The sequence below is a fragment of the Undibacterium sp. SXout20W genome (assembly GCF_049340285.1).
Lineage (GTDB): Bacteria > Pseudomonadota > Gammaproteobacteria > Burkholderiales > Burkholderiaceae_D > Undibacterium.
This window is the reverse complement of record NZ_JBMPPH010000030.1, coordinates 17,046-28,681: the sequence shown is the minus strand read 5'-3', so window position 1 is coordinate 28,681 and position 11,636 is coordinate 17,046. Positions and strand designations below refer to the sequence as shown.

The following is an 11,636-nucleotide window of genomic DNA, read 5'->3' as shown; positions in this document are numbered from 1 at the left end:
TTAGGGGATGATAATTGGATATTGAAAATTTAGTTATTGCGCAATCTGCCAGCCGCTTCACGCAACATATTTTCAGTCGTTGCCCAATCGACGCAAGCGTCTGTGACTGAGCAGCCGTATTTGAGTTGGCTCAGATCTGCTGGAATCGATTGATTGCCAGCAACGATATTGGATTCAATCATCACGCCGACGATATTATCGTTGCCGTTAGCAATTTGATTGATGACATCAGCCATCACCAGGGGTTGTAATTCTGGCTTTTTATAGCTATTTGCGTGTGAGCAATCGACTACGATGTTTGGTGGCAGTTTGGCTTTGATCAACGCTTGCTGTGCCATTGCAACCGAGACCGTATCGTAGTTAGGCCGATCACCGCCGCCGCGTAATACCACATGGCCATATTGATTGCCGCTGGTGCGGACGATAGAGACACGCCCCTGACCATTCAGACCGAGGAACGAATGTGGATGCGACGCGGATAAAATCGCATTAATCGCAATGCTGATATCGCCGTCAGTACCGTTTTTAAAACCGACTGGCGTCGATAAGCCCGACGACATTTCGCGGTGTGTTTGTGATTCCGTGGTGCGCGCACCGATCGCTGTCCAGGCAATCAGATCACCGAGATATTGTGGTGAAATCGGATCCAGTGCTTCAGTGCCGGTTGGCAAACCTAGTTCGCAGACATCAAGCAAAAATTTGCGGGCTTTTTCCATACCCTGATCAACGCGGAAAGAGTCATCCATGTCAGGGTCGTTGATATAGCCTTTCCAGCCAGTCGTGGTGCGTGGTTTTTCAAAATACACACGCATCACTAACAGCATCACATCTTTGACTTCTTCTTGTAAGGCTTTCAGACGACGGGCGTAGTCCAGACCGGCTACCGGGTCATGAATTGAACATGGACCAACGACGACAAACAGGCGATTATCTTTACGTTCAAGGATGTTGCGCAGTGCCTCGCGGCTTTGTTCGACGACATCACCTGCCAGATCGCTGAGCGGTAAGCGGGCGTGTAATTCTTCCGGGGTGGGCATGTTGTCAAACGAACTGACATTGATATTTTCTAAAATGGTTTGTGTCATGATGTTTTAGGTAAAAATAGAATTCGGGGTATTCCGGGTTACGCATGAAATCAACGGTGCAACGCGCAGGCAGGGTAGCGGCGGAGGCAAGTTGGGCAACCGCCGTCTGATCCAGTTTGAGGGTCAGGCTAATAGAGAAGCGAACTTGTGGTAGCAAGTGGCAACGCGGGCGAATTAAAGCGCAAATCTAACGTAAATTGAGCACGGAATCGGTTTCAATACCTATTATGCCGCATTTTTGATGCGCTGCAAAAATACCAGTTGTGTGATCGGTATGCAGTATTGCAATGCGCTACTGTTATGCATCAATAGTATGGATAGAATTTGATCTGTTACCTATTGCCTTCTATTGCACGTGGCACAATAGCGTTTTGTGCTTATATGAAATGGCAGAAGTCATGCTGAGTACCGCTCAATTACAAGAATTTCAGACGCAGGGTTTTTTGGTCTTAGGCCAGGCTGCCCCCCCCGCATTTTGCGAGCAAGTCATTGCTTATGCCGAACAACAATTGGCAGACCATGTGTTGCCGATAGAATATGAAGCTGATACACGTTACCCGGGAGCACCGGTGTCGCGCCAGGCTGAGGGCGGTCACACTGCCCGGCGGTTGTTGCAGGCGTATGCGCGTGATCCGCTACTGGCGCATTGGGCAACCGGAGAAACTTTGTCCGTGCCTTTGCACCAATTGTTAGGCGACGGTGCGCTGATGTCACAAGTACATCACAATTGCATCATGACCAAGCAACCACAATATTCCACCGCCACTGGCTGGCATCGCGATAGTCGCTATTGGAATTTTCAGCGAGCTGAATTGGTGTCGTCATGGTTGGCGCTGCGTGATGAGACGGTAGAAAATGGCTGCCTGTTAGTGATTCCTGGTTCACATCAGGTTCACATTGAGGCTGAGCAGCTAGACCCCGCCCAATTTTTGCGGACGGATCTGCCTCAAAATCAAGCATTGTTAGCGCAGGCGGTACCGGTCGCTTTGAATCAGGGCGACGTTTTATTGTTCCATAGTAATTTGTTTCATGCTGCAGGTAAAAACCAGACGGCGGCGACCAAGTTTTCTATGGTGTTTACCTATCGTGCCGCCGATAATCTGCCGCTGCCAGGCTCCAGATCGGCCAGTTTGCCGGAACAAACGCTTTAAGCAAAAACAGGTATAGTGAGTGCCTGCAATGCCTGACCTGAATTGCTTGCGGTGGCGTTTGCATAGAATTCACACTCAATCTCACTTTTCTTTAGCAGGAGTAAGCATGTCATCTTCACTGAAATTATGCGTATTGGCGAGCGCACTATTGGCTGGTCTGGCACAAGCACAAACTGTGGAATTGCAATTTGTTGATGCAAATGGCGCTGTTGGCCCGGCTGGTAAAGTCACTTTGGAAGATACCGCATATGGTTTATTGATCACGCCGGATCTGAGTGGATTACCTGCCGGCGTGCATGGTTTTCATGTGCATGCCAATCCATCCTGCGCACCTGGCTTGAATAATGGTGTTGCGACGCCAGCATTGGCGGCCGGTGGTCACTGGGACCCAGAAAAAACCAATGAACATCTGGGGCCTTATGGTAAAGGTCATAAAGGTGATTTGCCTGCCTTGTTTGTGACGGCAGACGGTAAAGCAACTTACCCCGTTCTGGCGCCACGCCTGAAAGCGGCGGACTTAGTCGGTCATGCAATGATGGTCCATGCCGGGGGTGACAACCACAGTGATCATCCAGCGCCTTTAGGTGGTGGCGGTATGCGTATGATTTGCGGCGTCGTTTCCTGATAAAGCCGACGCAACACCGAGTCTGAAAAATTTAAAAAGCCTGATGCCGATGCATGTCGGTATCAGGCTTTTTTGTGCCCTTATTTTTATGGTTGGGCGTACTTGATATTGATATTGATATTGATATTGAATTTGATTGTGATCCTTATAGTTCTAGTGCAATCAATTCTTGTATCGTTTGTCGACGGCGAATCTGTTTGATCTGGTCGCCATCAACCAACACTTCCGGAATCAACGGACGTGAATTGTAATTTGATGACATGCTGGCGCCGTACGCGCCGGTATCATGGAAAACAAACAAATCTCCGACCTCACATGCTGGCAAATCCTGCGACGTCAACACGCCGCCTTCTTCTTGCGTAAACACGTCTCCCGATTCGCACAAAGGTCCGGCAACCACGCTGGCGCGTAAGTCATTAGTGCGCGGCGCACCATCTGGAGCGTGAGCGCTAATGCGGTGGAAGCTGCCATACATGGCGGGACGGGCGAGGTCATTAAAGCCAGCGTCGACCAACGCAAAAAAGTTATTCCCGCTTTGCTTTTGTGCGCGTAATTCAGAAATCAAGATGCCAGATTGCGCCACCAGAAAACGCCCGGGTTCGATTTCCATACTGATTTTGTGACCCAGAAGTGTTTCGATTTCTTTACGTGCTTTATCCCAGATCTGGAAGTAATGCGCCGTATCGACAATGGCTTCGCCCTCACGATACGGGATCGACAAACCACCACCGATAGAGATTGCTTGCAAATCACGTCCAGCCAGTTTGACCTGGTTGATCATGGCATCACAGACACTTTGCAAATGATCATAATCAACGCCGGAACCAATGTGCATATGCAAGCCCACGAGTTGCAGACCGTATTGTTCAATTAATTTATAGGCTTCTGGTAATTCTTCAAACCAGATGCCGTGCTTGCTTTGTTCGCCGCCGGTATTGGTTTTGCGGCTATGACCATGACCAAAGCCTGGATTGATGCGTAACCATACCGGATGCCCGGGATGCGCTTCACCCAATTGTTTTAACATGTCTGGTGAGCCGCAGTTGACCGGAATATTGAGCTCAACTACCCGTTTCAATGCATGGCGATCCAGCAGATCGGCAGTGAACACGATTTGTGCATGCGTCTGATCAGCGTCGTGCGTTGGTGTAAAGCCTGCCATCAATGCACGTTCGACCTCCCCCAGTGAAACTGAATCCACCATCACGCCTTCTACGCGCATCAGACGCAATAAATGAATGTTGCTGGAAGCTTTTTGTGCAAAACGAATCACATCAAATTGTTTTAACAGGCCGATTTGCTGACGAATAATGCTAGCGTCATACGCCCAGCAAGGCGTTTGATATTCTTGCGCAATCGCGGCGATCTGGGATTTGGTGATATGGGTTGCCATGATGATTTTCGTCTAGCCAGTAGAGTTTAGTGTAAGCTCTACTTTAACAAGCAGTTTCACGCAAATGAATACTGATTCATAAGCAATTCAGATGCGAATGATGGAATTCAATTGAAAATGACGATAAAACCTTATGAATCCCAAGATTGATCAATTTGACCAAAAAATCCTGCAATTATTGCAACAAGATGCCCGCATGTCGCATGCAGAAATTGGTCGTCAGGTTCATTTAAGCCAGCCCGCCGTGTCTGAACGCATCAAGCGACTGGAAGCGGCCGAGGTAATTCGTGCTTATCGCGCTGATATCAACCCCAAAGCGTTAGGCTACCAGATCACGGCAATGATACGTCTGTCGACCCAACAGGGCCGGCCGTACGCGCAGTATGTGGCAAATTGTCCGGAAATTATCGATTGCTACACTGTGACCGGCGAAGATGGTGCCGTCATGCGAGTATTGGCCACTGATGTCGAACATTTACAACGTATCATTAACGAATTAAATGCCTTTGGTTCGACATCAACGGCCATTGTCCTGACCACGCATGTGGCTGGCAAAACTATCACCGCACCGCAGACCTGATATTGGCAGTCAAGTTTGCGACGACGCAAGCAAAGCTTTGCTTGAACTTCTATAATACGAGGCAATTAAAGTGCATCAGCCTTACCTTATTCTTGCCAGAAAGAAATCATGCTAGAACCGTCATCCCCGCACAAATTTCGATTATTCGCCATCATCGCCGCTGCTGCGTTGATCGTATTGGGTATTTTGTTTTTTCAGTCGTTATCCGCTAAAACGACGATTCCTGATGTGACTTTCACGAATCTGAAGGGCGAAAAAATCAGCGCGCAAAGTTTGCGCGGAAAAGTGGTGATGGTGAATTTTTGGGCGACGTCATGTGCAACTTGTGTTGCAGAGATGCCTAAGATGGTCTCTACCTATAACCAATATCATGCCCAAGGCTTGGAATACGTTGCTGTCGCAATGCGCGACGACCCAGCTAACTATGTTTTAAATTATGTCGAAACCCGCCAACTACCTTTTCAGGTGGCACTCGATGTCGACGGTCAGTTAGCAAAAGCCTTTGGCGAAGTAAGAATGACCCCAACGACTTTTGTGATTGACAAGCAAGGCAATATTTTAAAACGCTATCTTGGTGAGCCTTCGTTTGATGAGTTGCATGGATTGCTCGAAAAAGCACTCAAAGCATAAGTGAATTGAGACAAAAAACGCCTTAGACCATCAGATTTAAGGCGTTTTTTGTTACGCAGTTTTGGAGTACTTGCAACAGCTTAGTTTAGTTTTTTGACGACCACGCAACCAATGGAATAGCCCGCACCAAACGAACAAATCACACCAATAGCGCCAGGTGCAAGATCGTCCTGATGTTTGTGAAATGCGATGATGGAACCTGCGGAGGATGTATTAGCGTAGGTATCGAGAATGGTCGGTGATTCTTCCGTAGTCGCGTCACGACCCAGGATCAAACGAGCGATCAGCAAGTTCATATTCAAGTTAGCCTGATGCAACCAGAAACGGCGTACATCGTTCACAGCCAGTGAGGCATTCGTTACCGTGCTGGTAATCATCTCAGCGGCCATTGGACAGACTTCTTTGAAAACTTTACGCCCTTGTTGACGGAATAATTTGTCTGGTTTGCCAATGCCAGATTCATCGGCACGATTCAAGAAGCCAAAGTTATTACGAATGTTGTTTGAAAACTGCGTCTTCAGTTTCATGCCAACAATTTCAAATTGATGTGCCGAGGTAGCGAGATCAGCGCGTTCAATCAAAATTGCGGTACAAGCATCACCAAAAATAAAATGGCTATCACGATCGCGCCAGTTTAAGTGGCCGCTGGTGATTTCAGGATTGACCACCAATACGGCACGCGCCTGACCGCTTTGGATCGCAGTGACAGCCGCCTGAATACCGAACGTTGCAGAAGAGCAGGCAACATTAATATCGTAGCCATAGCCATTAATTCCCAGTGCATTTTGAATCTCGACGGCCATCGCCGGATAACCGCGTTGCATATTACTTGCCGCGCAGATCACCGCATCGACGTCAGCTGCCGTACGTCCGGCGCGTTCCAATGCTTGTTTTGCAGCAGCAACCGCCATGTCGCACATTATTGACGGTTCGTCATCACTACGTTCCGGAATACGCGGCACCATGCGATTAATATCCAGCACACCGTCTTTGTTCATCACATACCGGGATTTAATACCAGACGCTTTTTCGATAAACGCTACGCTGGATTCTTCCAATGCAGTTACTTCACCCGCCGCAATTGCGTTGGCATTTTCTGCATTAAATTGCTGGACGTAACCGTTGAAACAAGCAATGAGTTCTTCGTTAGAAATCGATTCGGAAGGAGTGAACAGGCCGGTGCCGCTGATGACTACATTGTTCATCGTTTTACTTTCTGGTGTTGGGCGCGGGGCTAGTGCAATTTGTAGACGCCGTCTGCAGCATCTGGAAAAAGCAGTGGCGTCGTGCCGTAATGTTAGTGTGTTGTCAGTTATTATTGGGTGCGAAGGCTCGCAAAATGCGCGACCTTGTCGCTCGATTTTACACAAAATTGGTCGTTAAATCGGGCTAATTTTGCAGAAATAGAGTGCTTATTCCACAGGGCTGCCTCAACACCGCTCATGCTGCGTTGCACATTCCTTTTCTGAGCGACGTTGAGGCAGCCCTGAAAAGTGGGCAAAAGTAGGTAAAACACCGCTCTGATCGATTTGCATAAAATTACGCAGAGATGTAACGCCCTGGCCGATGATTCAGGCTGATTGCCAGGTTCAAGGCAAATGCGCCGAGTATGGAAGCGACCAGAGCCATCGGTGTGACGACCGCCAGTGATGCTAAAACGATACCTATATCTAGTCCCATTTGGAGTTTCCCGGCACGAATGCCGCGGGTCTGTTGCAGATACAATGCCAGAATATTAATGCCGCCTAGACTAGCCTGATGGCGAAATAGCACCACAAAACCGACTCCCATCAATAGACCGCCAATCAGGGCAATGTAAAACGGTGTCCACAACGTGACGTTAATAAGTTGCAAGAAATGAGAATGGAAACCGGAAAGCACCGATACCAATGCGACGGAGCAAAACGTTTTTAGCGTAAATTTCCAGCCCATACGCTTCCACGCCAGCCAATAAAATGGCAAATTGATCAGAAAAAATATCAGCCCGAAAGGCATTCCTGTGCGGTAGTGGAGTAAAAATGCCAGACCAGCGGTGCCCCCGGTCAGTAGACCCGCCTGATTGAACAAAGCGACACCGAGTGATACAAACAGAGTGCCAGTGATAATGGCCAATATATCTTCGATCATGCTGTGTGGCACAAAACGTTTAGACAGGGCGGGCATAGACTTGGGCTTCGTCATCGTCATATTGGGCGTCAGGCAATCATTGGAGAATCGCTGATTGTACGCTTGTCATTTCGCTGAAAGCATTTCCCGAGAGCTGGCTTGACTTGCGTCAAGCCATTCACTACGTCTTACATTAAGCCTATTCTCAAAAGGCATTGTTGAACAAATTTTTATCTGAGAAAAGTCTAAATGTCAGGTGATTGTTGGTCAGGCTTCGCTGGTAAAAAGAAATCTCTGGTGCCTGAAAAAAATCGTCGCATCAGTAAGCGTAGCAAGTTTCCACCGTGACCAAAACTCACGCGCCGCGAACGTAACGCGACCAACATCGCCAGGCTAAAGCTGACGGTCAGGTTGACCAGACCAATCAGGATAATCCCAAATATTGAATAAGTTGCGAGCTGCCAACTCATGTGATTGTCCATGCCAGCCAAAGCAAAAGCAAAGTTAGCGCTGGAGAACGTGATATGGCGAATATCGATAGGCAGACCAAAGAATTTGCCTAACTGTCCGATTGAGCCAAGCATGATGCCAAAAAAGAAATTACCGGCCAGGGCACCCAAATTGTTACCTATGTAGTCCGTCATTTTGAATAAACGTTGCTCGCCAAGAATCTTGCGTAGCCATGTCAGTTGTCTTAGCCGGGCAGGGATGTGAGAATAACTCGCCTTGTTATCGTAATAGCCTGAAATTAATCCTGACAAAAACAAGCAGACTCCCGCAATCGCCGCATGCGGTAAGGCCAGACTGCCAAATGGATCCAGATCATGCAACAAATGTTGTGCCTTTTCAGGACTGACCAGATGCTCACCGCAGATACCGTGCCACGCCCATGCAATGGCAAAGGCGGTCGGCATTGCCAATCCGATATTGCCCACAATGGCGATAAATTGTGAACGCAACACTCTTACAATCAGTTCGACTAATTCATCGAGCTTTTGTTTGCCTTCATCGATTGCCTTGGCGATCAAGGCAGCCGTCATCGCTGGCTGTTTGGTCGCAATCGTAAAATGCAAAACGTGCACCAACATAAAGCCAAATGAATAATTGGCGCTATATAGCAGGGCATAACCAAATGGTGCTAATGCAATCGTGCCAAACAAAATTTTAATCATGGCCATGAAGCCGACAATGAATCCCGCGCCTAAGGCGGAATACAACATGGCGAACCATTCCGGGCGGGTGTTAGCGACATAGTGTTCACCGCTTCGACCAGCGCGCTCAGTGACTTGCAACGAGAGCAGTTCCGTATTGCTTTGCATTAACTCCCGCAGGCTGTGACGCTTATTGTCCGCGGTGACTAATTCCTTAAATAATCCCGTGCCAATTTGAATACTATCTCGCGTTGCGCGGCTGTCGAGTAAGTTTAATAAAGTCTGTAAGCGAGCCATACTTTGATCAAGACGGAGCAATAGCCGGGTTAAACTGACCGATACCCCGGAAACGGCGGCATTGCGACGTATGCGGCTGGCAATTTCTTCGCATTGTTCAAGCAATACTTCGATCTGCTTGGCATCATCGCGCGCTATGTGATGATCGATTAGCCACTCACGATAACGCAGAACATATTCATTGATGCCATCGTTTTGGCGTAAAAATGGGGACTCGAATTTTTCGATGTCGGGATAGTTGCGCACTAATTCTGCTTCTAATCCTATATTTGTAATTCGATAGGATAAGACTTGGATCGCATTGAGGATTTCGTTTGCAATAACGGCGTAGGTATGCAGAGCTCGTTTTGCACGAAAGCCAATGCAGTGGATGAGGTCACACCAGATATCATCGGCAACCGCATTGACCCATAAGTAGTCAGTAGGACGATCAAATAATTGTCCAAAAATGTCTTTGACGTAGTCGTCGTTCACCAATGGCGGTAAGAATTTGCTGAACAAGCGCTGCGCACCAGCCCCCCAAAAGCCACTGGTCAAGGTAATGCCCGTATCGGTCAGTAAATGCACCAGTTTGCGGCTTGTGATCATCTGGATCAGGTATTGGCGCAAGCTGGCGCGCCATGATGGATTTTGCCGTAGGACATAACATAGCGCGCGCAGATTATCAGTCGCACGCTGCCCATCGCTTGCTTCCTGCGGACGTATCAGGGCAATCAATGCGCGCGCGTAACGAATATCGTTGTAAGTTGGTGTCGTTGATACACTGAGATGAATCTCAGTCAAAATCTTATCTAAAGACAATTTTTCTCCCTTCAAACCTCGCGCAAGGTCAATCTGGTTCTGTCATTGGCAACTTGCAGGGGGGATTTAGCGCCTGTAGGCACCAAATAAGAATTTATAAGAATTAGATGATAAATAAACAAAAAAATAAACAAAAGAATAAACAAAAAAATAAAAAAAAATTAAACAACAAACGAGTAGCACATAGTGAAGAAATAAATTATCTTTTTATTATAAAAATCCTTACAAACGCCGATCTAAGCTTTAATTGCATGCAAGAACCGATATCAATGCCATTGGCGTTGGTCGTTTCTTTATTCTGGTAGTTGTATTTTCGGTATATGGGGACACATTTACCAAAAACATCCTCCATAATCCTATTGAATCATATTGAGTCCATATGACCCTAAAAACGCGAAAAACGTTCTTTGATTTGATGTAAATCGACCCAATTATGAGCGTGATGATGTAATTTAGTCTAAAGTGTTGTGATGTTTGTTACTAGGGTTTTGCGTTGAATAACTTTTTTTTGGTGGTAGCCGCTCTTTTATTGGTGCTATTAAACGGTTTTTTTGTAGCGGCTGAATTTGGTCTGGTAAAAATACGCCAGACGCGCGTCCGCAGCATTGGTAAAAGTTCGGGCCTGCGGGGTAGATTGTTGGTCAAAGTGCATCAGCATCTTGATACTTACCTGTCGGCGTGCCAGTTAGGCATTACCCTTGCTTCATTGGGATTGGGATGGATCGGCGAGCCAGCTTTTGCCAGGTTGTTACTGCCATTATTTGATCTGTTTCGGATCACATCCGTTGACATCATTCACGGTGTTTCGTTTTTCTTTGCTTTCTTTGTGATCTCGTTTTTACATATCGTGGTCGGCGAATTAGCGCCGAAATCGATGGCAATTCGTATGCCAGAACGCGTATCACTATGGACTGCACCAGCGTTGTATGCTTTTTATTGGGCGATGTATCCAGCAATCTGGTTTCTTAATACCAGTTCTAACAAGGTGTTGAAGTGGATAGGTCTCGACGTCGCACATGGCAGCGATAGTCATTATTCACCGGAAGAACTGAAGCTAATTTTGCGTGGTAGCCATGGCGGGAGCAAAGAGACCCGCGATGAGTGGAGCATCATGGCGCAGGTGCTTGATTTTGGTGGTTTAGAGATTTCTGACCTGATGCGTCCGATTAACGAAGTCGCAGCGATGTATAAGGGCATGACGCTCGAAGAAAATATGAGTACGGCAGCACGCAATCGCTTTAGTCGCTATCCGTATTTTGATGACGACGAAAAAACCGTATTGGGCATGTTGCACTTGAAAGACTTATTTCTTGCGCAACAGGCGGGCAAAAACCTGGATGATTTGAGTAAGCATTTACGACAGGTCGAGTACGTTCCTCCGACGATGCCAGCACTGGAATTGTTTCGCCGCTTTAGAAAAGGTGCACCTCACTTTGCGATCGTTGGCCATAAAGGCAGTAAGCCGGTCGGTTTTTTGACCTTGGACAATTTGTTGAGTGCTCTAGTAGGACAAATCAGAGATGAATTCCGTCAAAATGAAAATGACTGGACACTGCTCGATGATGGTACCTTGATTGGTAAAGGCAGTTTGCCGTTATATACCTTGGGCATGGCATTAGGTTTTGATCTCGATAGTGACGAAGTCGAGTCGATCGGTGGTCTGATCATGCAAAAACTGGGTGATTTACCCGTCGAAGGGCAAAAAATCGAATTTGAACATTTTGACGCTGTCGTAAAAAAAATGAACGGTCCACGCATCATTCTGGTTCGCATATATCCAAAGAAGCTCTGACATTTGTGGTGACATAGAGGAGGTT

At 47.3% G+C, this 11,636-nt stretch carries 10 protein-coding genes; 5 read left to right on the top strand and 5 right to left on the bottom strand.

Annotated elements, in window-relative coordinates; translation table 11 throughout:
* Positions 1-29 precede the first annotated feature (29 nt).
* Positions 30-1,085, bottom strand: coding sequence for a 3-deoxy-7-phosphoheptulonate synthase (locus ACO0K1_RS14440; RefSeq protein ID WP_423026909.1), 1,056 nt, complete (start codon positions 1,083-1,085; stop codon positions 30-32).
* Positions 1,086-1,483: 398 nt separating this feature from the next.
* Between ACO0K1_RS14440 and ACO0K1_RS14435 the strand changes: the two genes are divergently transcribed.
* A complete protein-coding gene (locus ACO0K1_RS14435; protein ID WP_423026907.1) occupies positions 1,484-2,236 on the top strand; it encodes a phytanoyl-CoA dioxygenase family protein in 753 nt (250 codons plus the stop codon).
* 106 nt (positions 2,237-2,342) lie between these two features.
* Positions 2,343-2,861: a superoxide dismutase [Cu-Zn] SodC gene (gene sodC / locus ACO0K1_RS14430; RefSeq protein WP_423026905.1), complete on the top strand. Its 519-nt coding sequence runs from the start codon at positions 2,343-2,345 to the stop codon at positions 2,859-2,861.
* 145 nt (positions 2,862-3,006) lie between these two features.
* Here sodC and lysA read toward each other — a convergent pair whose 3' ends face one another.
* On the bottom strand, positions 3,007-4,254 hold the full coding sequence (gene lysA / locus ACO0K1_RS14425) for a diaminopimelate decarboxylase (RefSeq protein WP_423026904.1): 1,248 nt from the start codon (positions 4,252-4,254) through the stop codon (positions 3,007-3,009).
* Positions 4,255-4,387: 133 nt separating this feature from the next.
* Here lysA and ACO0K1_RS14420 point away from each other — a divergent pair, with 133 nt between their 5' ends.
* Positions 4,388-4,834, top strand: a complete 447-nt coding sequence (locus ACO0K1_RS14420; protein ID WP_423026902.1) for an Lrp/AsnC family transcriptional regulator — start codon at positions 4,388-4,390, stop codon at positions 4,832-4,834.
* Positions 4,835-4,942: 108 nt separating this feature from the next.
* Positions 4,943-5,464, top strand: a complete 522-nt coding sequence (locus ACO0K1_RS14415) for a TlpA family protein disulfide reductase (protein ID WP_423026900.1) — start codon at positions 4,943-4,945, stop codon at positions 5,462-5,464.
* 80 nt (positions 5,465-5,544) lie between these two features.
* On the opposite strand, the gene ACO0K1_RS14410 is transcribed toward ACO0K1_RS14415, so the two are convergent.
* From ACO0K1_RS14410 to ACO0K1_RS14400, 3 genes are all read right to left on the bottom strand, one after another.
* Entirely contained in the window at positions 5,545-6,669 is a 1,125-nt protein-coding gene (locus tag ACO0K1_RS14410; protein WP_423026898.1) for a beta-ketoacyl-ACP synthase III, read from the bottom strand.
* 334 nt (positions 6,670-7,003) lie between these two features.
* Positions 7,004-7,627: a YitT family protein gene (locus tag ACO0K1_RS14405; protein ID WP_423026896.1), complete on the bottom strand. Its 624-nt coding sequence runs from the start codon at positions 7,625-7,627 to the stop codon at positions 7,004-7,006.
* 188 nt (positions 7,628-7,815) lie between these two features.
* On the bottom strand, positions 7,816-9,819 hold the full coding sequence (locus tag ACO0K1_RS14400) for a site-specific recombinase (RefSeq protein WP_423026894.1): 2,004 nt from the start codon (positions 9,817-9,819) through the stop codon (positions 7,816-7,818).
* Between the two features lie 493 nt (positions 9,820-10,312).
* Here ACO0K1_RS14400 and ACO0K1_RS14395 point away from each other — a divergent pair, with 493 nt between their 5' ends.
* Entirely contained in the window at positions 10,313-11,611 is a 1,299-nt protein-coding gene (locus ACO0K1_RS14395) for a hemolysin family protein (protein WP_423026892.1), read from the top strand.
* Positions 11,612-11,636 lie beyond the last annotated feature (25 nt).

Bases quoted from the DNA above. Each gene is read 5' to 3' on its own strand.
- ACO0K1_RS14415 (WP_423026900.1), top strand. From the start codon at position 4,943: ATGCTAGAACCGTCATCCCCGCACAAATTTCGATTATTCGCCATCATC.
- sodC (WP_423026905.1), top strand. From the start codon at position 2,343: ATGTCATCTTCACTGAAATTATGCGTATTGGCGAGCGCACTATTGGCT.
- ACO0K1_RS14405 (WP_423026896.1), bottom strand. From the start codon at position 7,627: ATGCCCGCCCTGTCTAAACGTTTTGTGCCACACAGCATGATCGAAGAT.
- lysA (WP_423026904.1), bottom strand. From the start codon at position 4,254: ATGGCAACCCATATCACCAAATCCCAGATCGCCGCGATTGCGCAAGAA.
- ACO0K1_RS14440 (WP_423026909.1), bottom strand. From the start codon at position 1,085: ATGACACAAACCATTTTAGAAAATATCAATGTCAGTTCGTTTGACAAC.
- ACO0K1_RS14420 (WP_423026902.1), top strand. From the start codon at position 4,388: ATGAATCCCAAGATTGATCAATTTGACCAAAAAATCCTGCAATTATTG.
- ACO0K1_RS14410 (WP_423026898.1), bottom strand. From the start codon at position 6,669: ATGAACAATGTAGTCATCAGCGGCACCGGCCTGTTCACTCCTTCCGAA.
- ACO0K1_RS14435 (WP_423026907.1), top strand. From the start codon at position 1,484: ATGCTGAGTACCGCTCAATTACAAGAATTTCAGACGCAGGGTTTTTTG.